The organism is Psychrobacter sp. ASPA161_6 (assembly GCF_051970285.1).
Lineage (GTDB): Bacteria > Pseudomonadota > Gammaproteobacteria > Pseudomonadales > Moraxellaceae > Psychrobacter > Psychrobacter glaciei.
The window spans coordinates 1-23,099 of sequence record NZ_JBEFNJ010000006.1 but is presented as its reverse complement, the minus strand read 5'-3'; the positions used below and the strand labels follow the sequence as shown (position 1 = coordinate 23,099).

The 23,099-nt window shown below is 43.9% G+C and carries 21 protein-coding genes; 11 read left to right on the top strand and 10 right to left on the bottom strand.

Annotation, left to right across the window (positions count from 1 at the left end; all coding sequences use genetic code 11):
* Nucleotides 1-100: 100 nt before the first annotated feature.
* Nucleotides 101-838: a dienelactone hydrolase family protein gene (locus ACTQ9T_RS13575; protein ID WP_440465394.1), complete on the bottom strand. Its 738-nt coding sequence runs from the start codon at nucleotides 836-838 to the stop codon at nucleotides 101-103.
* Nucleotides 839-999: 161 nt separating this feature from the next.
* Here ACTQ9T_RS13575 and ACTQ9T_RS13570 point away from each other — a divergent pair, with 161 nt between their 5' ends.
* A complete protein-coding gene (locus ACTQ9T_RS13570; RefSeq protein WP_440465393.1) occupies nucleotides 1,000-1,596 on the top strand; it encodes a YcgN family cysteine cluster protein in 597 nt (198 codons plus the stop codon).
* A 7-nt stretch (nucleotides 1,597-1,603) separates the two neighbouring features.
* Here the strand turns inward: ACTQ9T_RS13570 and ACTQ9T_RS13565 are convergent, their stop codons facing one another.
* Nucleotides 1,604-2,938, bottom strand: coding sequence for an Lnb N-terminal periplasmic domain-containing protein (locus ACTQ9T_RS13565; RefSeq protein WP_440465392.1), 1,335 nt, complete (start codon nucleotides 2,936-2,938; stop codon nucleotides 1,604-1,606).
* A 237-nt stretch (nucleotides 2,939-3,175) separates the two neighbouring features.
* Here ACTQ9T_RS13565 and ACTQ9T_RS13560 point away from each other — a divergent pair, with 237 nt between their 5' ends.
* The 5 genes from ACTQ9T_RS13560 (at nucleotide 3,176) to ACTQ9T_RS13540 (ending at nucleotide 10,690) form a co-directional block, all read left to right on the top strand.
* Nucleotides 3,176-4,075 carry a CBS domain-containing protein gene (locus tag ACTQ9T_RS13560; RefSeq protein WP_189586115.1) on the top strand — a complete coding sequence of 300 codons (900 nt, stop codon included), beginning with the start codon at nucleotides 3,176-3,178 and terminating at the stop codon, nucleotides 4,073-4,075.
* 538 nt (nucleotides 4,076-4,613) lie between these two features.
* A complete protein-coding gene (gene lnt, locus ACTQ9T_RS13555) occupies nucleotides 4,614-6,188 on the top strand; it encodes an apolipoprotein N-acyltransferase (RefSeq protein WP_440465391.1) in 1,575 nt (524 codons plus the stop codon).
* A 138-nt stretch (nucleotides 6,189-6,326) separates the two neighbouring features.
* Entirely contained in the window at nucleotides 6,327-6,764 is a 438-nt protein-coding gene (locus ACTQ9T_RS13550) for a hypothetical protein (RefSeq protein ID WP_440465390.1), read from the top strand.
* Nucleotides 6,765-7,061: 297 nt separating this feature from the next.
* Nucleotides 7,062-8,630: a peptide MFS transporter gene (locus ACTQ9T_RS13545; RefSeq protein WP_440465389.1), complete on the top strand. Its 1,569-nt coding sequence runs from the start codon at nucleotides 7,062-7,064 to the stop codon at nucleotides 8,628-8,630.
* A gap of 242 nt (nucleotides 8,631-8,872) precedes the next feature.
* Nucleotides 8,873-10,690, top strand: a complete 1,818-nt coding sequence (locus tag ACTQ9T_RS13540) for an aminopeptidase P family protein (RefSeq protein WP_440465388.1) — start codon at nucleotides 8,873-8,875, stop codon at nucleotides 10,688-10,690.
* Between the two features lie 89 nt (nucleotides 10,691-10,779).
* Here ACTQ9T_RS13540 and ACTQ9T_RS13535 read toward each other — a convergent pair whose 3' ends face one another.
* The 3 genes from ACTQ9T_RS13535 to ACTQ9T_RS13525 all read right to left on the bottom strand — a co-directional run bounded on the left by ACTQ9T_RS13535 (nucleotide 10,780) and on the right by ACTQ9T_RS13525 (nucleotide 14,616).
* On the bottom strand, nucleotides 10,780-11,640 hold the full coding sequence (locus tag ACTQ9T_RS13535) for a hypothetical protein (protein ID WP_352310691.1): 861 nt from the start codon (nucleotides 11,638-11,640) through the stop codon (nucleotides 10,780-10,782).
* A 116-nt stretch (nucleotides 11,641-11,756) separates the two neighbouring features.
* The gene (fabF, locus tag ACTQ9T_RS13530; RefSeq protein ID WP_440465387.1) at nucleotides 11,757-13,133 is read right to left on the bottom strand and encodes a beta-ketoacyl-ACP synthase II; all 1,377 of its coding nucleotides are present in this window, start codon (nucleotides 13,131-13,133) and stop codon (nucleotides 11,757-11,759) included.
* A gap of 94 nt (nucleotides 13,134-13,227) precedes the next feature.
* Nucleotides 13,228-14,616: an anhydro-N-acetylmuramic acid kinase gene (locus ACTQ9T_RS13525; protein ID WP_440465386.1), complete on the bottom strand. Its 1,389-nt coding sequence runs from the start codon at nucleotides 14,614-14,616 to the stop codon at nucleotides 13,228-13,230.
* A gap of 117 nt (nucleotides 14,617-14,733) precedes the next feature.
* Here ACTQ9T_RS13525 and tyrS point away from each other — a divergent pair, with 117 nt between their 5' ends.
* The 3 genes from tyrS to ACTQ9T_RS13510 are packed head-to-tail and all read left to right on the top strand — an operon-like array spanning nucleotide 14,734 to nucleotide 16,851.
* Nucleotides 14,734-15,945 carry a tyrosine--tRNA ligase gene (tyrS, locus tag ACTQ9T_RS13520; protein ID WP_440465385.1) on the top strand — a complete coding sequence of 404 codons (1,212 nt, stop codon included), beginning with the start codon at nucleotides 14,734-14,736 and terminating at the stop codon, nucleotides 15,943-15,945.
* A gap of 56 nt (nucleotides 15,946-16,001) precedes the next feature.
* The gene (locus ACTQ9T_RS13515) at nucleotides 16,002-16,580 is read left to right on the top strand and encodes a GNAT family N-acetyltransferase (RefSeq protein ID WP_440465384.1); all 579 of its coding nucleotides are present in this window, start codon (nucleotides 16,002-16,004) and stop codon (nucleotides 16,578-16,580) included.
* Nucleotides 16,581-16,611: 31 nt separating this feature from the next.
* The gene (locus ACTQ9T_RS13510) at nucleotides 16,612-16,851 is read left to right on the top strand and encodes a DUF1653 domain-containing protein (protein ID WP_440465383.1); all 240 of its coding nucleotides are present in this window, start codon (nucleotides 16,612-16,614) and stop codon (nucleotides 16,849-16,851) included.
* 81 nt (nucleotides 16,852-16,932) lie between these two features.
* Here the strand turns inward: ACTQ9T_RS13510 and ACTQ9T_RS13505 are convergent, their stop codons facing one another.
* Together ACTQ9T_RS13505 and ACTQ9T_RS13500 are read right to left on the bottom strand one after the other, a co-directional pair.
* Complete coding sequence (locus ACTQ9T_RS13505; protein WP_440465382.1) at nucleotides 16,933-17,769, bottom strand: alpha/beta fold hydrolase; 837 nt, start codon at nucleotides 17,767-17,769, stop codon at nucleotides 16,933-16,935.
* 177 nt (nucleotides 17,770-17,946) lie between these two features.
* A complete protein-coding gene (locus ACTQ9T_RS13500) occupies nucleotides 17,947-18,918 on the bottom strand; it encodes an alpha/beta fold hydrolase (protein ID WP_440465381.1) in 972 nt (323 codons plus the stop codon).
* 273 nt (nucleotides 18,919-19,191) lie between these two features.
* Here ACTQ9T_RS13500 and ACTQ9T_RS13495 point away from each other — a divergent pair, with 273 nt between their 5' ends.
* Nucleotides 19,192-19,860, top strand: a complete 669-nt coding sequence (locus ACTQ9T_RS13495; protein WP_440465380.1) for a hypothetical protein — start codon at nucleotides 19,192-19,194, stop codon at nucleotides 19,858-19,860.
* A gap of 24 nt (nucleotides 19,861-19,884) precedes the next feature.
* Here the strand turns inward: ACTQ9T_RS13495 and ACTQ9T_RS13490 are convergent, their stop codons facing one another.
* Nucleotides 19,885-20,637, bottom strand: a complete 753-nt coding sequence (locus tag ACTQ9T_RS13490) for an SDR family NAD(P)-dependent oxidoreductase (RefSeq protein ID WP_440465379.1) — start codon at nucleotides 20,635-20,637, stop codon at nucleotides 19,885-19,887.
* A gap of 169 nt (nucleotides 20,638-20,806) precedes the next feature.
* On the bottom strand, nucleotides 20,807-21,466 hold the full coding sequence (upp, locus tag ACTQ9T_RS13485) for a uracil phosphoribosyltransferase (protein WP_189586156.1): 660 nt from the start codon (nucleotides 21,464-21,466) through the stop codon (nucleotides 20,807-20,809).
* 270 nt (nucleotides 21,467-21,736) lie between these two features.
* Here upp and ACTQ9T_RS13480 point away from each other — a divergent pair, with 270 nt between their 5' ends.
* Nucleotides 21,737-22,441, top strand: a complete 705-nt coding sequence (locus ACTQ9T_RS13480) for a DNA glycosylase (protein WP_440465378.1) — start codon at nucleotides 21,737-21,739, stop codon at nucleotides 22,439-22,441.
* 77 nt (nucleotides 22,442-22,518) lie between these two features.
* Here ACTQ9T_RS13480 and ACTQ9T_RS13475 read toward each other — a convergent pair whose 3' ends face one another.
* Entirely contained in the window at nucleotides 22,519-23,001 is a 483-nt protein-coding gene (locus tag ACTQ9T_RS13475) for a hypothetical protein (protein WP_413191222.1), read from the bottom strand.
* Nucleotides 23,002-23,099 lie beyond the last annotated feature (98 nt).

Sequence of the window (23,099 nt, the reverse complement as noted above, 5' to 3'; positions counted from 1 at the left end):
TTACTCATCTAAGAGACAGTGGATAAAACGAGACTCAAAATAAAAGGGCAGCTTAATAGTTAAGCTGCCCTTTTTAATGATCTTTATACCAAAATATTTCTTATGCTAAATTGGCTTTCATAAACTCAAGCATGTTTTCCCAGCTTTGCTTGGCAGCGGCTTCGTTATAGCCAAGATCTACTTCATTTTTAGCAGCGCGCTCATCGGCATGTGGGTTGGTAAATCCGTGCTTAGCATTGTCATAGACATCGATAGTGTAGTCAACGTCTGCTGCATCTAGCTCTGATTTTAGACCTTCGATTGCCTCCATTGATACCATCGAGTCATCACGACCATGAGCGACTAATACTTTGGCTTTAAAGTTTTTGTCTGCTGGCTGTTTCGCTGATGGGTTGCCATGGAAGGTTGCCACTGCTTTTAGTGGCATACCATCACGCGCCATATCGAGAACGACTTTACCACCGAAGCAGTAACCGATTGCCGCTAAATTATCGCCATCGACTGCCAACTGATCACTGAAATCATTGAGAATCAAGCGGCAGCGCGCCATTAGCATATCTTGATCTTCTAATACTTGTTCCATCCACATGTTGGCTTGGGCTGCATCTGTGGTTAGTTTGCCTTCGCCATAGACATCCATAGCGACTGCTGCATAACCTGCTGCTGCCAAGCGTTCGACCACTGATTTTGGATGTTCGACCACGCCCCACCATTCTGGTGCCACTAAAATACCTGGCACTGCCGTATCGTCTGATGCATTTTCTGGTAGCGCCACATAGCTGATAAGCTCAATATCATTTTCGGTTGTACTGATTAATTCGAAAGTCTTAATTGACATATTATTGTCCTTTTTTATGTTGTGAGTTTTATTTATTTGTCATTGTAATAGTTCGTTTTTCTAACTTGTACTACCTTAACGCCCATAATCAGCAAAAACAGCTATAATAGTGTAACGCTCTTTATCAAAATGTCTCTTTATAAAAAATCGACTACAATGCTATGACTATTAACTTGTTAAATCAATCTGCTGCCAATTTAAACGCTGATGCTGTTCAGCCGCTGAAATCAGACCCAATCGTGAGCCTGTTTTCTGACAGCGAATTAAATGAAGCGTCTGAAACATTGCGCCCACAGTTTTGGGAACGCTTTAAGCTGGATGAGTTGAACCATAGCGAATGGGAAGCGTTGTGTGATGGCTGTGGCAGTTGCTGTTTAATCAAATACATCGACGAAGATGAGAATGGCGATGTGGACGAAGAGCTAGTCGAATATACCGATGTCACTTGTCAGCTGATGGACTGTGCGACGGGATACTGTGGTCACTATGCGACACGGCAAGAGCACGTGCCAGATTGTATTCAATTGACCATGGACAACTTACCGCAGATGATGTGGCTACCATCGCACTGTGCTTATAAGCGCTTGTATAAAGGACAAAACTTGCCAAGCTGGCATTTATTACTGACCCAAAATGCAGTAGAGACTCAGCAGAAAATGCGCGCTGTCAATGTGGGCGTGGCAGGTCGCTGCGTCTCTGAAATTGGTATGTCTGATGAAGAGATGGAGACGCGCGTGGTAACGTGGGTTAAGCCTTAATCTATAATTAGTTAGACGCTTGAGCCGCAGATTGGGCTTGTGCCTCAGCGCTTGCTTGCGAATCAGCCAAGGGCGGAATGGGAATGCCTTGGCGAATTTGCGTAGAAAATTCGCGACTGTTAATACCTGATTCTAGATTAGATTGATTGTCAAACCCACGAACTTTTGGATTAATATGGGTGCGCTCGTACCAAGTGTCCATCGACCAGTTTTGCTTGCCTTGCTGTTGTTCATTTAATTGGGAGTTGGTATCGAGCATGCCGACGTCATAGAGATAGTTCGGCAGCCAGCCTGAGACCCAAATTCGGTAATCCCATGGCAGACGATCACCACTGACCAGCCGCGCCATATAAAAAATAATATTGGTACAGTTACTGGTCAAGGTGTTGTACCACGCAGGCTGAGCATTTAGCTCATCAGCAGCGGTTAGATAAGACTCAAATAATGACTTGACCTCGCGTTGCTGCAAATGGCTAACCGGCAATAGATAAACTTGCTCACCGCGTTTATTCGTCCGTGTATAGATAATATCGCGCTCTTCGGCCGCAATCAGGCTCAGCTCATAACGTCTAAAAAATCCTGCGAGCGCCGAAAAAGACTCGCCTTGTTCTTTGCGAATCTCAAACGAGAAAGCGAGCGGTCTATCATCTTCAAAACGAAAGCTCACCAAAGTATGGGCAATCAGTGGCCCCATCCAATAAGAATTCGCCACATCGACGCCAGACAATTTTGACATATCAATCGTCCGCGTCTCCCAGCGTGCCGTCGCGTCGTCTTCGGTATGCCAATCAAAGTTGCGGACATTGGTGAGCGTAATCAAATCGGGATTGTTTGGATCACGCTCATAAGTGATTTTTTGACTGACTTCTGGCATCCAGTCGCGTTGTTGCTGGGGCTCGATAGACATAAACCAACCAACACCTAGGCACCAAATCGCCGCGTATAGTCCGATTAGCCATTTGACCTTTGTTTTCTGAGTCGTGGTTTTTTTGCCGCTAGCTTGTCTGTCCGCCGTTATATTCTGAGGTGCTTGCTTAGCATCAATTTTCCAATAACGCATAAAAAACAAAGCGCTAAGCACGCCAACAATAACGATAGTTGCCAGCCACGTTATAGCTGAGCGTGCGCCAAACTGATACCAAATCGCCAATAGTAACCAGACTGCTGATAGCAGCAGTGTGACGGCGATAAAAAACCGCATAAGACGATGTCGCCACTTATGTTTTGGCTGCTTACTGTCTGATGATGCATTCTCTAAGTCATGATTTGCAAGACGACTGTTTGCCGCAGAGCTATGCGAACCAATCGAGAGTAAGCGAGAAAAAAAGGAACGTAGCGACATAGGATTTTTTTTGATGAGTAAAGGCTTTGACCATAGCAAAGTTTATAACACACTGACAGTACAATTTGAGTGAATTTGTCGTTGAATGTCTTTGAGCCTTGCGATAAAGTGAAGCTAATTTAAACTGGTCTATGTATTTATTAATCATAAACGACTGGTTTTATTTAGTACTTTAATCCCCATCTACATTTTTACGATATTAATTACCATTAACTAAAGAGGTTAAATCACACCACCATGTCTGACGACACTCCCAGCCCGAGTAGTTGGTCGATGCGCGGCTTAAAACGCTGGCTATCGACCGCCCCCGAAACCCGTGATGAACTGATTCGTTTGGTACAGGATTCGCGCCAGTTCTTAGAGCCTGATACTGTGGACATGCTAGAGGGCGTGCTCGATCTGCCTGCGACACAAGTGCGCGAGATCATGACCCCGCGCCCGCAAGTGATTGGTATCCACGAGAGCACCAGCCTTGCTGAAGTGATGGATATCATCCTTGAAACCACTCATTCGCGCTATCCCGTCTTTGACAGTCAAGATGATGATGCGGTCATTGGTATCTTATTGGCCAAGGATTTGATTCCTATTCTCGTCCATATGGTGCGTGACCAAGAAGATAAAATCGATAGCAAACGTCTAAAAGATTTGGTACGTCAGCCGCTTTATATTAGTGAGACTGCGCGTTCTGATACCTTGTTGCGCTCACTACAGCGTACCCAAGTACATATGGCGATTGTGGTCGATGAATTTGGCAACTTCGGCGGTGTGGTCACCATGGAAGATTTGTTGGAAGAAATCGTCGGTGATATCGTTGATGAGCATGACGACTTCGATGAAGACAGTGATATAAATAATATCATCGCTGATCCCGACAAACCAAATACTTGGCGCGTGCAAGCATCGACAGTCATTGAAGACTGCAATGATGAGCTTGGCAGTCGTTTTGATGATACCGATGTCGATACCATGGGTGGTCTGGTCATGCAGGCGCTGGGTTATGTAGGTGACCTAGAAGGCGAGAGCGTAATGATAGACGATTGGCAAATTACCATTACCGATGTGGAAGGTCGTTTTATTCAAAACCTAGAACTGACCAAAACGAATCCTGAGCAGCACCTATTGATAGGCAGTCACTAATGTATTTTTGACGTTATTGTCATACGTGCCATTCATAAGTTTTATAACGCACTGATAATTTTTATAAAAACACGATTGCGATCGTGTTTTTTGCTGTCTGTCATTCACTTTTAATAGTCACTTTTAGTAGCTACTTTTATCAGCCACTTTTAGCAGTCATTTTTTTTACTACGCAAATTTACCCATTGATTGACGCAGACTGGTATCATGGGCGGGTTTGATTTTTAGACGCTGTATTTATACCAATCTTACATAGTCAGTGAAAAGTAATATCGATGTATGACGCCCTGCTGATATCAATTTTTCTTGCTTGCTGTGCCTACGCAGCCAGAGGCTACAAAAAATTGATATCAGCAGTATCGTCGTGTTTTTGGGGTATTTTGACTATCTTTATAAGACGATGGTGCTTATAAGACGATTATAAGAAAATACTATTGAAAAGATAGAGCGTTTATAACCATTGAGCCAGCTTCAAGTTAAATATCGACTGAATACTAAACATGTAACATTTTAGATAATATGGTTTTGGATAACTGCTATGCGTCTGTCTACTGTTGATTTGCAAAAACGTCTGAACCCCGAAAAACCGAAGGGTTTGCCTATGGGGCTGACCATATTAATTGCTTGGTTGGCAGGGGCAATCTTTATCTTTGCGCTCGCGCCTTATGGTATTTGGCCAGTAGCACTGGTATCGCCCGCTATCTTATACGCGCTATTGATGCCTGAGATGACAGGCCGCCGTGCCTTTATTATTGGTCAAGCGTACGGTACGGGATTGTGGTGCGTGGGTGCATTTTGGCTGTATACCTCTATCCATGTCTATGGTGCGACGCCCGCATGGCTGGCGCTGATTATGATTGCTTTGATGGGTCTTGGTATGGGCTTGTTCCACGGACTTTTGGCGTTGGTTTTTAATCGCATGGTTGGCAAGCAGCCCTTGGCTTTTGCGGCGCTTTGGGTGTTGCAAGAATGGATGAAAACATGGTTATTTACCGGTTTTCCATGGCTGTTCGTAGGCTACGCCTTTACCGAGCAGTATTGGCTATCATCATTAGCACCTGTTGCTGGTGTTTTCGCGGTTTCTTTCGTCGCCATCCTGTTGGCTGCAAGTACCGTTGAGCTCTTGCGTCGCCGTGGTGGTTATATGGTTGTGACTGCCGCATTACTCGTGGTGAGCGTCTCATTGTGGCTGATTAATCCGCAATGGACAAAACCGAAGGGCACGCCTGATTTATCGGTATCGCTGATCCAAGGCAATATTCCGCAAGACCTAAAATGGCTGACCGAATATCAAGTAGAAACCTTAAAAATCTATGCAACCTTGACGCGTACCGAGTGGGGGCGTGACATTGTTTTATGGCCTGAATCCTCGATTCCAATGTTTCAGACCGAAGCCGTTGGCTTTATCAACGAAATGGTAAAAATGGCCAAAGAGACTGATACCACATGGGTCACAGGCATCCCTTATAAGGATGAAGCGGCGTTTGATGCCAGTACAGATAAATATCCACCATTTTATAATAGCGTGGTTGCATTGGGTGCACAGGCAGAAGGATTGTATAAGAAGCAACGCCTCGTGCCATTCGGTGAATATATTCCATTTGAAGGCCTGCTCGATATCCTGCCTAACTTAGCTGGTAGCCAAGACATCATGAGCTATAGCCGTGGTAGTGATCAGCAGTCACCATTACGTGTACGTGGGCATAATTTGGGTGCAGCCATCTGCTATGAAGTTGCCTATCCTGATACCACGCGTAAAAACGCGATTGGGACTGACTTTTTATTAACTATCTCAAACGATGCATGGTTTGGCACGTCGGCAGGTCCACTGCAACATCTACAAATGGTACAAATGCGCGCGCTTGAAAACGGTCGCTGGTTTATGCGGGCGACCAACACTGGCGTGACGGCTATCATTGATCATAAGGGTCGTATCGTCGAGCGTGCACCGCAGTTTGAACGTACCGTATTACGCGGTGATGTTCAGGCACGGGTAGGTAACACACCATTTATGCGCTTTGGCAATTATCCGATTTTGCTCATTATTGCGCTTTTGTTATTATTGAGCTATCTTGGCAAGCGTGAGACTCCTCGAGGCCGTTCGATCAGCTAATTAATTAGAATGATACATGCTAAGTTTCGCAATTTTTCGATAATAAACCCTTTAAATAGTTAAGGGTTTTAACAAATGGGCATAAATTGCGATATAATAGCCAAATATTTCAAATATTCTGTGCAAGGTAGATAAGGTATGTCAGAAGATATCGTCAACAACAATCCAAAAAAAGAGCTGTTGTATGCTTTAGGCGGCGTTGGCTTATTTTTAGCGATTGTATTACTCATTGGTGTCTCAGCATTCTTGCGTCCAGCAGGAGAGCATATTACGGCTGACACGACAGAAAGCTCAGCCGCTGCTAATGAAGCAGAAACTGTGGCTGCTGAAGATGCCGCGCCAGCTGAGGCAGACGCCGTAACCGCAGAAGAAGGGACCGCACCTGCAGCAGCAGATGCAACCGTAACACCAGCGACAGATGCGGATAGTGCGGTCGTCACTGCGGAAGCAGGTACAGCGACCGCCTCTGGCACAGTAAGTCAAGCGGCAGTTGCTGATGCTGATTTGACAGCTGAACAAGCAGATGGTGATCTAGATGCGGGCAATGCCGCTGATGATACGGCAGCAGCACAGTAGTCTGTAACATGGTCATTTGAATCGCTAAATAGTGACACTCTACGCTAAAATGAGTGGCATTATGGCGTCTTTATCGGCAGTGATATCAATAGGATAGTACTGCTGTCAAGACTCAAAAGAAAAACTCGTTCTCATCTGATGAGAACGAGTTTTTTTATGGGTATTTGTGTAATTTATAGCCAACTTTTTCTTTACTTGGCCATAACCAAGTGAAACAATATTCCGCCTATAATGACCGTTCATCTAAGTAATTGGGGGTTTGGTCATTACTAATATGATCTTTAAAGGAATAAAGTTATGGGCATAGAAACACAATCAGGGGCTAGTGCGGCTGAATTGGAAGCGCTAGACAACGGCTTTATGGGGCATCCCAAGCCATTACGCTCGCTATTTTTTACGGAAATGTGGGAACGTTTTTCTTATTATAGTATCCGTCCTTTATTAGTCCTGTTTATGGTAGCAACGGTAGGCAGTGGTGGCTTTGGTTTTGATGAGGTCACTGCATCTGCTATCTATGGTATTTTTGCTGGTTCATTGTATTTAGCGGCAGTACCAGGCGGTTGGCTAGCAGATAACTGGTTGGGGCAAGAGCGCGCTCTTTGGTGGGGCAGTATTATTATTGCGCTTGGTCATTTGTGCATTGCGCTCTCTGCGTTATTTGGCATGACGCTGTTTTTTGTCGGTCTGATGTGCATTGTGTTGGGTTCAGGGTTATTTAAGACCTGTATTTCAGTGATGGTTGGCGCTCTATATACCAAGGGTGATGTACGCCGTGATGGTGGCTTTACCTTGTTCTATATGGGCATCAATATTGGTGCGCTACTAGCGGCGCTTATCGTCGGGATCTTTAAAGAAAAAGGCATGTGGCATGTGGGCTTTGGTGTCGGTGGTCTTGGGATGCTGGTGTCGTTACTTATCTACCGATTTGCGGCGCAAAAAAATCTAACACGCTACGCAAAGGCCAAAGGCATCAGTGCTGAATGGGAAAATGCCAACGGTCGTTATAAAAATATCGGTCGCTGGGTTGCAGGGTTTTTAGCATTGTTGGTTGCGGTTATTGTTTTGGTGTCTACGGGTATTATGCCGTTCAATCCTGAGATGGTCGCGCAGTATATGACTTATATCATTGCAGCCGTGGTGATACTGTACTTTGCTATTATGTTTATCTCACCGCGTTTAGATAAGACGGATAAGTTACGTCTATTGATCTGCTTTATCTTGATTATTGGTTCAACGTTATTCTGGTCAAGTTTTGAGCAGCAGCCAACGTCTTTTAACTTATTTGCTGATCGCTATACTGACCTTAATGTCTTAGGATTTGAGGTGCCAAGTATTTGGTTTCAGTCATTGAACCCTTTATTTATTCTTATCTTAGCGCCAATCGTCAGTATTATCTGGGTTAAGCTGGCTAACCGAGGTCTTGAGCCGAGCAGTATGGCTAAGTTTGCGCTTGGTATGTTACTTGCGGCAGCAGGTTTTGCATTGATGATTTTTGCCTCTAAGAGCATTTTAGCGCCTGGTGCTGGCTTAGCGTCGCCACTATGGCTGGTGGGTAGTTTATTACTATTAACATTGGGTGAATTAGCACTTAGCCCAGTGGGTTTGTCTGCCATGACTAAATTAGCGCCAGAGGGTATGCAAGGCCAAATGATGGGACTTTTCTTTGCCTCTATCGCCATGGGTAACTTGGTTGCCGCTTTCTTTGGTGGTCATGTATCTGCTGACAAAATTGAAGGGTTACCGGGTTTGTTTACCACCATGACGATCTTTTTGGTGGCTACCGCTGTATTGTTATTGGTATTAGCAAAACCTATCAATAAAATGCTCAAAGATAGCGAGCGTGAAAAACAACTGGCCAAATCATAAAATAAGCTGATGTACATTTGTGAATAACAACAGCACAAGTGACGTATGACAAGACGTGTTACCATTATCGGCAGCACGTTTTTATTATTCTATTAAACCAGTTGTTTCTATATGTAACTGATACATGAAACCATTCTAATCACCCAAATAAGACGGCTATCCATAGTCGCCTCACAGTAGTGTTTTTTTTAAATCTAATTTCTCCAAAATCAATTGTTCTACCTCTAATAAGGACACATCAAATGAATAAACAAACCATTCATGACCGTATTGACAGCTTACGTAAAAGCCTAGCGACGCAGGATCTCACTGCGATTATCGTCCCCTCTGCTGACCCGCATTTATCTGAGTACTTGCCTGAATATTGGCAAGCACGCTTGTGGCTGTCAGGATTCACAGGTTCGGTCGGTACGCTCGTCGTGACTGCTGACTTTGCTGGTCTGTGGACGGATAGTCGCTATTGGGTACACGCCGCCGATCAGTTAGAAGGCACGGGTATTACTTTAGAGAAGCTGGCTCCAGGTCAGCCGAATCATATCGATTGGCTAGCAGATCATTTACAAGAAGGTGATAGTGTGGCAGTCGATGGCAATGTGTTGTCTATCGCTGAGCAGGATCGACTGCTAAATGCATTTGATGTCAATGACATTACTTTGATCACTGAGCGCGATGTATTGACAGAGATTTGGACAGATCGTCCAGCGCTGCCAGCCGCCAAGTTATATGCTCACGATGAACAGTTTCTTGCTCAGTCTGCCACCTCAAAACTTGCCGCTGTGCGTGCAGGTATGACAGAGGCAGGAGCGACGCATCATTTACTTTCAAGTTTAGATGACATCGCATGGTTGACCAACTTACGTGGTGCGGATGTTGACTATAATCCTGTGTTTTTATCACACATGCTCATCAGTGAAAACGACGCGACATTGTTTGTCGATAACAATAAAGTCAGTTCTGATATCGCAACCGCCCTAAAAGATAGCGGCATTACGATTGCTGATTATGAGGCGGTACAACAAGCATTGAGTACGCTTACGCCAGAAGATTTATTGTTATTAGATCCAAGTAAGGTTGCAGTCGGTACGCTATCGAAGATGGCAGACGATGTTGGCTTTATTGAGCAGATGGCACCAAGTACGTTACTTAAATCTGTTAAAGCTGATGCTGATATCGATCATGTGCGTGAAGCCATGCGTCAGGATGGTGCTGCCTTAGCTGAGTTTTTTGCGACATTTGAGCAGCGCCTAGCAAACGGCGAGCGTTTAAGTGAGCTAGATGTTGATAGCATGCTAATCGACGTACGTAGTCAGCAGCCCCACTATGTATCACCAAGCTTTCCAACGATTGCAGGTTTTAATGAAAACGGCGCGTTGCCACATTATCGTGCAACACCAGAAAAATTCAGCTACCTTGATGTGGCCGAGGGCGAGGGCGGGCTACTACTGATTGATTCAGGCGCGCAATATCAAAACGGCACGACTGATATCACTCGTGTGGTCGGTATCGGACAAGTAAGCTCTGAGCATAAAAGTGACTTTACCACCGTGCTCAAAGCCCATATTGCATTGGCAAAAGCGCATTTCCCTGATGGTATCGCTTCACCATTGATTGATGCCATTTGCCGTGCGCCTTTATGGCAAGCACAGATGGACTATGGTCATGGTACCGGTCATGGGGTTGGTTACTTCTTAAACGTCCATGAAGGCCCACAAGTCATTGCTTATAGTGCCAGTACGCCAAAAGAGCGTGCGATGAAAGAAGGTATGATTTCAAGTAATGAGCCAGGTCTGTACCGTGAAGGGAAATGGGGTATTCGCATAGAAAACCTAATGGTTAATACACGTGTGCCAAGCCCTACCGAGACAGAGTTTGGTAAATTCTTAAACTTTGAAACCGTTACTTACTGCCCGATAGATACGCGTTTGATTGAGTCGTCATTGTTGAATCAAGTAGAGATTGATTGGCTGAACGACTATCACAGCCAAGTTTATGCGGAGCTAAAAGACCGTGTCGATGGCGCAGCACTTGAGTGGCTGACCGAGCGTACTCAGGCTATCTAAAGTAAGAGCCTATATCTGCGCATTTGAAATAAAAAAATCCCCGTAAATTTTACGGGGATTTTTTTTCTAAACAGTAGCATTTAGTTTTCTTATGACTTTTTACTAATCTCTAATTTATCCTGCTCACTTAAATGCTGAGTGACCTCTGCACGTAGCCAAGATTTTAGGTTTTCAGACATGAGCATCATCTGATCGCTTAGGTAGTCATCAATCTGCATTTCCAACTCGCGGATTAACTCTTGATGCGTTGCGCTCAATTTTGCATCTTTTAATGCCAACTTGATGGCAGTACTGGCTGTATCATTAATGGCTTTAATAGCGTTATCATTTTTAACGCTGCTATTATTATTGACTGTATTATCTTCAGCAGCGTTTGCATGTTCGCTGATGGTTTTATGGTTCGCCGTAGGGTTTTCAGTAGCCACACTTTGGGTATTATTTTTTTCAGAGTTATCAGTGGCACTACTATTAACGTTTGCTTTGTCCGCAATATTTGTCTCGATCGCTGTTACTGACTTGTCATCATTGCGCTTATCAACGGCTAGTATTGCATTCTTTTCTTGTTCTTTTTGCGCGGCTTCTGCTTCTTCGCGCAGTTTGGCCTCTTCTTTTAATTTAGCTTCTTCTTGGAGTTTGGCATCCGCTGCTGCTTTTATTTTTTGTTCTTCTTCGAGACGTTCTTTTTCAGCAGTGGCGCGTGCTTGTTCTTGTTTTTCCGTGATCGCTTTGGCAATCGCTTGCTCGGCTTCGTGGTTTTCATAGAGCTCATCGATATGAGCATCTAAATCATGGGTTTGAAATTCAAAGCTCTCAAAGGGTGTATCGCTTTGCAGTAAAGTGGTGATATCTTTTAGTTCTTGGGTGATTGCTGCGCGTATAGGCTCAGGCGCACACGTCCAGCGCTGATAAAACTGATGGGAAAATGAGTAGCTTGACATGGTATCTTCCATAAATGTTCCAAAAATTACCCCTTATCATACGCAAGTACGATAAGGGGCTGCAAGTGGACAAACGTAGCAAATCTGACACCAAGGTTACAACAACGCGTGTTGTATGCTTTTATGCTCTACTCATTGCTAGGCCAACGTGCAAAGACTAATGAGCCATTGGTGCCACCAAAGCCAAAGCTATTCGAGACAGCGTACTGTAGATTTTCGACTTTACGTGATTGATTAGCGACATAATCGAGGTTACAGTTGTCTTCCACATTATCCAAGTTAATGGTTGGTGGTACGTGTTGATGCTGTAAGGAAAGCACTGTAAATATGGCTTCGACACCACCAGCGGCACCCAGCAAGTGACCAGTCATTGACTTGGTTGAGCTGACTAGAATACTGTCTTTTACTGGGGCGAATACGGTTTCAATGGCGATTGATTCAGCGACATCACCAGCAGGCGTGCTGGTACCATGAGCATTAACATAACCAACACTCGATGGCTCAATACCAGCATCGTGCAAGGCATTTCTCATTGCGCGTGCGGCACCATTGCCATCTTCTGGTGGTGCAGTAATGTGACCTGCATCATCACTCATACCGAAACCCACCAATTCAGCCAGTATGGTCGCGCCGCGTGCCTTGGCATGAGCCAAACTTTCGAGCACGACCATACCAGAGCCATCACCGAGTACAAAACCATCGCGGGCTTTATCAAATGGACGCGAGGCTTTGGTTGGTTCATCATTACGGGTTGAGAGTGCATGCATAGCACCAAACCCTGATATGCCAAGCGGGCTTGAGCCTTTTTCACTACCACCGGCCAGCATCACATCGGCATCACCATAAGCAATCAGGCGTGCTGCAAGTCCGATCGCGTGAGTGGCTGTTGTACAGGCAGTCGATGTTGCGAGGTTGGGGCCTTTTAAGGTGTGCTTAATCGCCACCAATCCAGCCGCCATATTTATAATAGAGCCTGGAATAATAAACGGTGAGACTTTCAGCGCGCCTTTTTCACGCAGGGTATCACGGCTGTTTTCAATGGTTTGAATACCACCAATCCCTGAGCCTAAAATAATACCAAAACGTTCTTGGTCAACACCTTGTACAGGTGCATCAGCCGCGCTTATTTGGTCGATAAAGCCCGCGTTCTGTAGTGCCATGCTAGAGGCAGCGATACCATAATGAATAAATTCATCATAGCGACGTGCGTCTTTGGCATTCATGTATTGCTTGGCATCAAAGTCTTTGACCACACCCGCGATTTTTGCACGATATTCGGCAGCATCAAAATGGGTAATCGGTGCGATACCACTCTCGCCATTGAGCAGTTTCTTCCACGAGCTATCAACGTCTAGGCCCAGTGGTGTAATGGCACCCATGCCAGTGATCACCACGCGCAACTCATCAGAGCGCTCGTAGTGAGGTGGTTTATGGCGCGGTTTGTGCGCCGAGGTTGCGCTAACCTGATCGGCTTGTGAGGTGGTTGAATTGCTGTGTTGGCTCATGCGATATATCCTGTACTTACGGTCCTAAGAGGATGTTATTTCGGAAGTCATTATAAAACACATAGGTGCACGTATGTAAACTAAAATTAATGGACTAGGCAAAGCACACTTGACCCAGCACCACGTTTTTACTTGCACCTGTCACTGCTGGCAAATTACCTGTTTCACCCATCAATGTCTGTCTCGCTAGCCATGCAAAAGCAACAGCTTCTACCCATGTTGGATCTAATCCTAAGCTCGCAGTGGTTTCTACCGTGCAATGAGGGAGATATGCCTGCAAACGCGTCATCAAGTAGTCATTTAAGGCACCACCACCGCAGACGTATACCGAAGTATTTTCGTTAGCATCGATAAACTTATTAATTTGCGCACTCGCACTGATGGCTGTCAGTTCAGTGAGCGTGGCCTGTACATCTGCTGATGAATAACGAATGACCGCAGATGCCTGTTCGAATTTTTGCAGCTCGTCTTGTAGCCATGCTAAGTTAAAGTCTTCGCGGCCCGTACTTTTGGGATAAGGTTTTGCAAAAAATGGATGTTCCAACAGTTGGTTGAGTAACGGCTTAATGACTTGACCAGACTGCGCCCATGCACCACCAGCATCATAATCTTTATCCGTATGTAACGCTGTCCATGCATCCAATAGTAAATTGGCAGGGCCAGTGTCATAACCTACAACGCCATAGCCAACGACATTACCTACAACATTACCTAGGACATCATCTGGTTGATTTGATGAGTTATTAGCAGTCGCTGGCAAGACAGTAATATTAGCAATACCGCCTAAGTTCAATAACACGCGAGTACTGTCAGGCGTGGCAAACAGCGCTTGGTGAAAGGCTGGAACCAATGGCGCACCTTGACCACCAACGGCCATATCACGCCGCCTGAAATCGCTAACCACACTGATACCTGTACGTTCAGCGATGATATTGGCATCGAGCAACTGCAAGCTAAACCCCATCTGCGGACGATGGCGCACAGTCTGTCCATGACAGCCAACGGCTAAAACCAACTCTACATCAGTATCGGCTTGTGTTAATAAAGTATTGACCACCTCGCTTGCAAACTCACCATACTCGCGGCTTGCCCAGCCGAACCAGTCCAGCTCGCTGTTTGGTTCATCAGCCGTGGGTGTCAATGTCTGAACGCCATTGGGCTGACATAATGCCAATAATATTTCACGCAGTCGCGGTGGGAAGTCTTGGCTATAAGAAGCTAACAAGCGCATGGGCTGCTGAGCCTCGTCTTCATTACCAGTATCTGTACCGAATTGACAAAGAACGGCATCCATACCGTCCAAACTGGTGCCCGACATCATGCCGATATATAAGCCATCATCGAAGTTTTCAAACACAGTTTGCTCAAGTGCCTCAGTAAGTGTGGCATAATTTAAATCGTCAATATTTTCCAAGCTATTATCCAAATCACTGTCCATCTCTAAATCTGGACGAGTATCAGCAGTCGATGCGGGGTTGGTCATGGCAATTTACCTTAAAAAACGCTAGTATATCCGTCAAATTCTAACATCTTTTGACAGCGACGAGATTCTAAATCGCTCAAACGTTTAACCCTTAATAAAGACAATAAAGAGATCATCATGACCACGCAAACTTACACCCTAGAAGAACAACTTGCTCTTATCCAACGCGGAACACAAGAAATCCTATCTGAAGAGGATTTAGTGGCGAAGCTTAAGCTAAACCGTCCATTGCGTATCAAGGCGGGCTTTGATCCCACCGCACCTGACCTGCATTTAGGTCATACCGTGCTAATCAATAAGCTCAAGCATTTTCAAGATTTGGGTCATGAGATTTATTTCTTAATCGGTGACTATACGGCCAAAATTGGTGATCCTTCTGGCAAAAACAGCACGCGTCCGCCATTGACTGATGAGCAAATCAAAGCCAATGCCACGACCTATGCTGAGCAAGTATTTAAAATTTTGGACAAAGAAAAAACCCGTGTGGTCTTTAACTCTGAATGGTTCAATGATATGAGCGCCGCTGATATGATTCAGCTTGCCAGTCAGCAAACCGTTTCGCGTATGCTTGAGCGTGATGATTTCTCTAAGCGCTATGCTTCGCAAACGCCAATCTCTATCCATGAGTTTTTATATCCGCTCGTGCAAGGCTATGACTCTATCGCGCTAAAAGCCGATGTTGAGCTTGGCGGTACCGATCAGACCTTTAACCTATTGATGGGGCGCACGTTGCAAGGCCGTTATGGTCAAGAGCAACAAGTATGTATCACCGTACCAATTTTGGAAGGGTTAGATGGCGTTAATAAAATGTCTAAGTCTTTAAACAACTACGTGGCCATTTATGATGCGCCGGGCACAATGTACCAAAAAATCTTATCTATGCCAGATACGTTAATCCGCCGCTATTTTGAATTTTTAAGCTTTAAACCGATGGATGAAGTCGAAGGTTTATTGGCAGAAATGGAAAACGGTCGCAATCCACAAGAAATCAAACGTATTCTAGCCGAAGAGTTAATCGAGCGTTTCCATGATGCTGATGCCGCTGCCAATGCGCACAAATCAGCAGGCAATGTGTTGGCTGATGGTGAATTACCAATCGATTTGCCAGAAGTAACGGTAGATCTAGAAGGTCAGGATGCACTGTTTATCACTCAAGTACTAAACCAATCTGGGCTTGCGAAAAACAGTTCATCTGCTAAAGACATGGTAAAACGCGGTGCAGTAAAAGTAGATGGCGATGTGGTTGATGGTAGTTTTAGTTTAACGTCTGGTCAGACTGCTGTTATTCAGGCGGGTAAAAAGGCTTATGCGAAAGTGACAGTTGCCTAAGTAGCTGTTGCTTAAGTGACTACTGCCTAAACTCATAGTGGCTTAAGGAAAAATAAATGCTAGATTTACCGACGTTATCAAGTAAGGGTATTACCCTTAAGCCACTGACGCTCAGTCATGTAACTGACTTAATGGAGGCTTGCCAAGATGGTGAGCTATGGAACATAAACGAGACGTCGGTACCTGAGCCAGACAAGGTCATCGACTATATCAATACCGCAGATTCCATGCCTGATAGACAAGCATTTGTCGTTATTGATGAATCAAATGGTAAAGCGATTGGTACAACGAGTTTTCATGATATTTTACCAACCAGCAAACGCTTAGAGATTGGCTATACTTGGTATGCTAAATCGTATTGGCGAACGCATGTTAATACGACTTGTAAGCTCATGCTGCTAACCTATATATTTGAAACCTTGAAGTATCAAACCGTAGGCTGGCGTACAGATATTGACAATCATCGCTCACAACAAGCCATTGAGCGCTTGGGTGCTAAAAAAGATGGCGTGATTCGAGGCAATCGTGTATGCCGTGATGGCATCATTTCAGATACAGTCATGTATAGTATGGTCATTTCTGAATGGTCACAGATAAAGCCCAAGCTAGCAGGGAAATTACAAAGCGTTTATTAATCCTTTAATTATTAATATGAATGAGCTGTTTATGTCCCAACAAAATCAAGCCACTGTCCCCCAAGGTATCTACCGCCATTATAAAGGCAGCCTTTACCAAGTGTTGCATACCGCTCAGCATTCTGAAACCGAAGAATCGCTAGTGGTTTATCGCTGCTTGTATGGTGAATATGGCGTATGGGTAAGACCTTTAGCGATGTTTACAGAGACCGTTGAAGTTGACGGTAAAGTAATACCACGCTTTGAGCTTATTAAATCATTAGCAGATTAATGAATCAACTTCGTTAAAATCCACTGCCCAAATAAAAGGCGACCCGTTAAGGTCGCCTTTTTTATGTCTGTTAAATAATAATTAGCTATTCAAAAACGCAATCAATGTGTCATTAAATTCTTTAGCATGGGTCACATTAATACCGTGTGGACCACCTTCGACAACATGCAACTGACTGTCGGTAATCATATCATGAGAGCGTTGACCGCTAGCCTCGAATGGGACGATCTGATCGGCATCACCATGAATGACTAAGGTTGGCACATCGAATTTTTTTAGGTCATCACGGAAATCGGTGTAGCTAAAGGATTTGACACAATCATAAGTCGCTTTCGCTGAAGCAAACGAGGCGATATCGCGGTTATACAAACGCATTGGTTTGCTGACTAATAGCTTACCATCTGCTGGCGTAAAGAAATTCTTGGTAAAGTCGTTTAAGAAGGCGATACGATCTCCGCTTACGCCGTCTAGGAATTCTTGGATATCTGCTTCTGCTAACGCACCATCAGGATTGTCATCAGCTTTAAACAGATAAGGCGGAACGGCAGAGGCAAGTACCGCTTTGCTAATGCGCTCTGAACCAAAGTTGCCCAGATAGCGAGCGACTTCACCGCCACCCATAGAGAAGCCAACGATAGTAGCATCTGTCAAATACAGCTCATCCATCAAGGCTTTTAGATCTTGCGCTAAGGTATCATAATCATAGCCATTCCATGGTTTAGAGGATTGACCAAAGCCACGTCTATCATAGGTAATCACTTGATAGCCTGCTTCGACCAGTGCAGGAAGTTGTGCCTCCCAAGCGCGTCCACTCAGCGGCCAGCCATGGATTAATACCACAGGCTTGCCAGTACCTTGGACTTCGTAATATAGGTCGACAGATTGTTCATCTTGCTGTGCAACGTTAACGTAAGGCATAAGTTTTTCCTTTTAGAATTATTATCAAAAAGTATTTTATTTTAACGTTAATGCGCTTACGCAGCTAACGTCAGGTTTTTAGTATAAAAGGTGGATAGAACGATTACTATGACGGGTTGTACAGTAACAGTGTCGATTATAGAGTGGTTCTGTGACATCACAGTAAGTTGCACTGAGCTAGCGACCTTGCAAAAACTCTTTTAATACTCTATAAAATCCAATCGGCTCATCCAAAGGAATGGCATGACCTGCACGTGGCAAAATAACTTCAGTGGCGTTAGGCAGCATGTGGGTCACTTTCTGCTGCCATTTGGCGTCATAAAGTTTAGAGCGACCACCGATGAGATTAACCACAGGAATGGTCACTTTATCTATGGCACCCCGAAAATCGTAAGGTAAGACCAAATAGGCTTGCAAGCAGCGCATTTTTTGATGCCAAATGTCATGGTCGTAAAGCGCGAGTGTGTGGTCGTTTTTATGAGTCATCGCTTGTATAAAAGCTTTTGAACGCGTGCGATTGACGGATAACAAAGAAAACAGCCTTTCGACATCGGTTGCACGGCGCTTGAGCGCAAAAGGCAGATGGGCAAAGCTATTAGCATTCGCATAAGGTAAGGTCAGATCGATTACTTCTTGAAAGATATCGAACACTTCTTGCTGCCGCGTGCCAAATAGACCCCCTTGCCAGTCGTCTTGATTATGAATCGCTGGATTTTGATCAATATTAAGATAGCGACTAACCCTTGATGCGCCAAAACGCTCAAAATAAGACCACATGACTTGCGCGCCCATCGAAATAGCCGCCACTGGCAAAGCATCTACTTGACGCCATTCACAAATTTTCTCAATCACAGCGTTGGCATCATCCGCATATTGACGGACAAAATCAAACTGTTCCATCGTGAGAGCTTTTGCAGCGCCAAAACCACGCAGATGCGGCAAATAAAATGTATATTTACCCGTCAATGCCAAAATAAAAGGCAAGAACTCGCGTGCATCCATCCCATAGGCATGCAGCATTAGCACTGGCGGACCTTGACCAATGACTGAAACTGGCAGCGACGTACCGTCAGCAGCAGTAACCGTCAGCGTTTGCAACTGATAACGCGACTGGTAGCGACTGGGCAACGTCATTAAATTGGTCATCATAGCGTCGTATTTCCGTCATATATATTGTAATTAATTAGGGCATGTTGAACATAAAACATAAAACATAAAACATAAAACATAAAATATTTTTATCTTATCGATGAGAGCTTGTTATAGTAAAATTTGTGCTAATAAAACTTGTACTAATCAAACTTGTACTAATCAAACACAGCTAAGCTGACCATAGCATAAAATGTATAGACAGTAAGTGACGCTTGTGATTAACAGCCATTATCCTAAACTTGAAATAAAAGAATAAGGGGGGCGATGCTTATGAGCACACCGACACTAGCGTTACTGGATCGCAGCCTTTATCCACAAGTTTGGGAGCAGCAGACATTTAATGATGCGCACAGCTTATTGATAGCGATGTTAACGGGTAACATTAAGACAGATGCCAAGGCTTTCTCCGATGCTTTCACTAGGCAATTACTGGCCAATGATACTTATCAACAGTGGATTAACTTTACGGTATTTGGCGGTTATTTGCAGCGTCAATTTATGGCTTTTTATCGGCAGACAGAAGACAGCTTTAATACAGATATGCCAGCGTTGTTTCGCCGAGAGCTCATACGTCATGCTCAATATTTACCGCTTACGCAAACGTTGTTTTTGGCAGGAGATATGCCCAAAATCGCTCGTTTCGATAAGCTATTAACCACGACTGTGAATCCTGCCACAGCAGTCTTTAACGCACAGCAAGCCCATAAAAAATCTGCTATGAATCGTTCAGTAGCAGTTGTTAATCAGATAACCGTCGTCGGCAGGCAAGTGATGGGATTTCCCATACGTCATAATAGGCGTACTAGTGAGCGCACGCGCAATGAAGTATTGGTTTTAGATTTTCAGGATTTGCGCTTGGTCAATGAAGAGAATGTCATCAGCAAAAAAAGAAGCAACATAGATGAGACTATGTTGCTTCGATATTATGAATTACGTTAATGAGCCAAACGCTCGGCTCAACGTTTAAGAATCTTTCTTAGCAATCGTCAGCCCGTTATAAGTTTGCGCAACTGGCATCACTTCCAAGCGATTGACATTAATATGAGCCGGTGATTCGATTAGCCATAATAAAATATCGCCAATGTCATCGCCGGTCATGGTTTTAAAGCCATCATAAACCTTGGCGGCTTTATCATCATCGCCATGATAGCGGACGTTTGAAAACTCAGTGCCTGCGACATTACCCGGTTCGAGATTGGTCACGCGCACTTGGGTACCGATTAAATCCGCGCGCAGATTTAGACTGAATTGCTTGACGAATGCTTTGGTCGCGCCATAGACGTTCCCACCAAAGTACGGCCAACTGCCAGCAATCGAGCCAACATTGATAATATAACCGCTATCGCGCGCGACCATCGCTGGCAAGACCGCGTGAGTCAGCGCCATGAGACCTTTTATATTGGTATCAGTCATACGCATCCAGTCATCAAGGCTACTACTTTGTGCAGGCTCAGTACCGAGTGCCAATCCCGCATTATTAACGAGCACATCGATTTGCTTAAAACCATCCGGCAATTCAGCAATGATTTGTGGAATAGAAGCCGTATCGCTCACATCCATCACCACAGGTAAGAATGATTCGCCCAATGTCTCTGCTAGAGCGTTCAGCTTATCAAGGCGTCTAGCACAACCAATCACACGATGACCATTAGCGATCAGACGCTCTGCCAGCGCTTTACCAAAACCGGCGCTTGCTCCTGTAATCAATACGTTCATTATCTATCCTTATCATTGATGCAGTGTTTGTATCCTGATTTTTAAGACGATTGTTTGTCTTAGCGTATATGTTTTGATTTGCTTACATTAATCACAATTGTTGCAATTACGGTTAGATAATTACTTACTTGTTAGGTAATTACTATTTAGGCAGTTACTATTTAGATAGTTACTTGTTAGCTAACTGTTTACCAAATATCTTATCACCCGCATCGCCAAGACCTGGAATAATATAACCGTGCTCATCCAAATGACTGTCTAATGCAGCGGTATAGATAGTTACGTCAGGATGTGCTTCATTGACCACACGCACGCCTTCAGGTGCGGCAACCAATACCAAAGCTTTGATATTGGTGCAGCCATTTTTCTTTAGCATCTCGATGGTCGCAACCATTGAGCCACCAGTGGCTAGCATTGGATCAATGATCAGGGCAGGGCGTTTGTCCATGTGGCTGACGAATTTTTCAAAGAACGGCACAGGCTGTAAGGTTTCTTCATCACGCTGTAAACCGACGACAGAAATCTTAGCAGTAGGAATCAAATCGAGCACCCCATCAAGCATACCAATACCCGCGCGTAAAATCGGTACAATCGTTGCTGTTTTACCGATAATTTGCTCACCAGTGATTTCACCACACCAGCCTTCCATTGGGAACGTTTCAATTTCAAAATCGCGGCTCGCTTCATACGCCATCAAGCGTGCAAGCTCTTTGGTCAACGTACGAAACTTATAAGTACTACAGTCTTTTTCGCGCATTAAACTGAGTTTATGACGGACTAGTGGATGATCGATTACCGTAATTTCTAAACCGCTATTTAAGTCGCTCATAAATACTCTCTTGGTTTTGGTCTGATGCTTGCGCAGTCACTGCGTTTGCTATTAGTATAAAAGATACAAACACTTACTACACTTCAACCCTATAGGTAACACAGTAATCATAAGCTTAACGTTTCCATAATCGCAATCAAAGCAAAGATGGTTTAAGCCAATTAAATTACCATTTCCCTATCTAAGCCGACTATATGCCATGGTTAAATACGAAGTAGTGTTTAGGCCTGCTATGATACCAAAAAAACTGCTTTTCTGATGAAGAATCTTATGAACAATCAACCAGCGAACACTGAAGATGTAATGAATAATGCCAATAGTGCTAGCGCCTTATCCAAAACGAAGGCTGTAGAAGTAGAAACCCATCCGTTCGCTCCTGTGTTACCGCCAGATGCCACCGTGATGATGATGGGCACCTTTCCTCCGACTGCCGATAAATGGGCAATGAGTTTTCACTATCCGAACTTTTATAATGATATGTGGCGTATCTATGGCAGCGTATTTTTTGACGATATTGATTATTTTAGAGTAGGGGATGAGAAGCGCTTTGATCCTGAGCGTATCCGCGACTTTATGTTTGAGCGTGGCATAGCTTCTTGCCCCACAGTAAAACAAGCGATTCGTGAAACCGGTAATGCCTCAGATAAAAACTTAACGGTTGTCACCACTGTCGACCTAGATAATATCTTGCCGCAAGTGCCAAAGGTTCATACGTTATTTACCACAGGCGGTAAGGCGACTGAGGTATTGCTCAACTTATTGGCCGAACCACCAGCTAAGTCCAAATATCCTAAGACCAATCAAAATATGGATTATCCCTATCAATGGCAAAACGATGAGGCAGTGTTAAGAGCTAATAGAGTAAATGAACTAACGCTATATCGATTGCCTTCTACTTCGCGTGCTTATCCTTTAGCACTAGATAAAAAGATAACGGCTTATAAAGACTTCTTTAAAAAGGTAGGGAAGCTGTAGAGTCAGGGTTTGAAAATATGATAAATCAAAACTGAATTAGAGAACTATCAACTGTATAGAGTAAGTTGACTGACCATCTATATATAAAATAGGTTCAGTTCGTAATTTCTACTGTCTTTTAAATATGAAATCAAATTGTTACCTACAGGTAGAATATCTTCGGAAAACTCAGCTGATAAATCATGATTAGCAAGTGCAAATTTACTTGTATCGGCTTTGTAGATTACATAGTCGAGGTTGCTTTTAGTAAAGTGTGAAAGATTATCTATCATTAACTCTCTGTCAGTAACTAACCATGAGTCATCAAGTATCTTGTCATCGATAAACATAAAACCACCTTCTAAGTACTTATCTAAAACCTGACATTGTGGCTTGACATCAAAGTAATATAGAAATTTCAAAATATAGGATAGATGGAATTGTGGTAGAGTAAACTGATATTTGTTTTTATTCATAATATAACGAAACATCCATCCCGGACTTCCAAGATGATATGGATAGTAGTAATCGAAAACATCTATACCGCTTAGATCTAAAAATCTAAAATTATGATCATTCATTAGTAAAAGTTCCTTCAATACATTTAATGAATCACTATGACTGACTCTACACTCTTAGAATATAAGTTCAAACTAAATAAAAATAAACCTACATTTCC

Bases quoted from the DNA above. Each gene is read 5' to 3' on its own strand.
- fabF (WP_440465387.1), bottom strand. From the start codon at position 13,133: ATGAGCCAACACAGCAATTCAACCACCTCACAAGCCGATCAGGTTAGC.
- ACTQ9T_RS13545 (WP_440465389.1), top strand. From the start codon at position 7,062: ATGGGCATAGAAACACAATCAGGGGCTAGTGCGGCTGAATTGGAAGCG.
- ACTQ9T_RS13550 (WP_440465390.1), top strand. From the start codon at position 6,327: ATGTCAGAAGATATCGTCAACAACAATCCAAAAAAAGAGCTGTTGTAT.
- lnt (WP_440465391.1), top strand. From the start codon at position 4,614: ATGCGTCTGTCTACTGTTGATTTGCAAAAACGTCTGAACCCCGAAAAA.
- tyrS (WP_440465385.1), top strand. From the start codon at position 14,734: ATGACCACGCAAACTTACACCCTAGAAGAACAACTTGCTCTTATCCAA.
- ACTQ9T_RS13540 (WP_440465388.1), top strand. From the start codon at position 8,873: ATGAATAAACAAACCATTCATGACCGTATTGACAGCTTACGTAAAAGC.
- ACTQ9T_RS13510 (WP_440465383.1), top strand. From the start codon at position 16,612: ATGTCCCAACAAAATCAAGCCACTGTCCCCCAAGGTATCTACCGCCAT.
- ACTQ9T_RS13565 (WP_440465392.1), bottom strand. From the start codon at position 2,938: ATGTCGCTACGTTCCTTTTTTTCTCGCTTACTCTCGATTGGTTCGCAT.
- ACTQ9T_RS13500 (WP_440465381.1), bottom strand. From the start codon at position 18,918: ATGATGACCAATTTAATGACGTTGCCCAGTCGCTACCAGTCGCGTTAT.
- ACTQ9T_RS13575 (WP_440465394.1), bottom strand. From the start codon at position 838: ATGTCAATTAAGACTTTCGAATTAATCAGTACAACCGAAAATGATATT.
- ACTQ9T_RS13495 (WP_440465380.1), top strand. From the start codon at position 19,192: ATGAGCACACCGACACTAGCGTTACTGGATCGCAGCCTTTATCCACAA.
- ACTQ9T_RS13475 (WP_413191222.1), bottom strand. From the start codon at position 23,001: ATGAATGATCATAATTTTAGATTTTTAGATCTAAGCGGTATAGATGTT.
- ACTQ9T_RS13505 (WP_440465382.1), bottom strand. From the start codon at position 17,769: ATGCCTTACGTTAACGTTGCACAGCAAGATGAACAATCTGTCGACCTA.
- ACTQ9T_RS13570 (WP_440465393.1), top strand. From the start codon at position 1,000: ATGACTATTAACTTGTTAAATCAATCTGCTGCCAATTTAAACGCTGAT.
- ACTQ9T_RS13535 (WP_352310691.1), bottom strand. From the start codon at position 11,640: ATGGAAGATACCATGTCAAGCTACTCATTTTCCCATCAGTTTTATCAG.
- ACTQ9T_RS13515 (WP_440465384.1), top strand. From the start codon at position 16,002: ATGCTAGATTTACCGACGTTATCAAGTAAGGGTATTACCCTTAAGCCA.
- ACTQ9T_RS13490 (WP_440465379.1), bottom strand. From the start codon at position 20,637: ATGAACGTATTGATTACAGGAGCAAGCGCCGGTTTTGGTAAAGCGCTG.
- upp (WP_189586156.1), bottom strand. From the start codon at position 21,466: ATGAGCGACTTAAATAGCGGTTTAGAAATTACGGTAATCGATCATCCA.
- ACTQ9T_RS13525 (WP_440465386.1), bottom strand. From the start codon at position 14,616: ATGACCAACCCCGCATCGACTGCTGATACTCGTCCAGATTTAGAGATG.
- ACTQ9T_RS13560 (WP_189586115.1), top strand. From the start codon at position 3,176: ATGTCTGACGACACTCCCAGCCCGAGTAGTTGGTCGATGCGCGGCTTA.
- ACTQ9T_RS13480 (WP_440465378.1), top strand. From the start codon at position 21,737: ATGAACAATCAACCAGCGAACACTGAAGATGTAATGAATAATGCCAAT.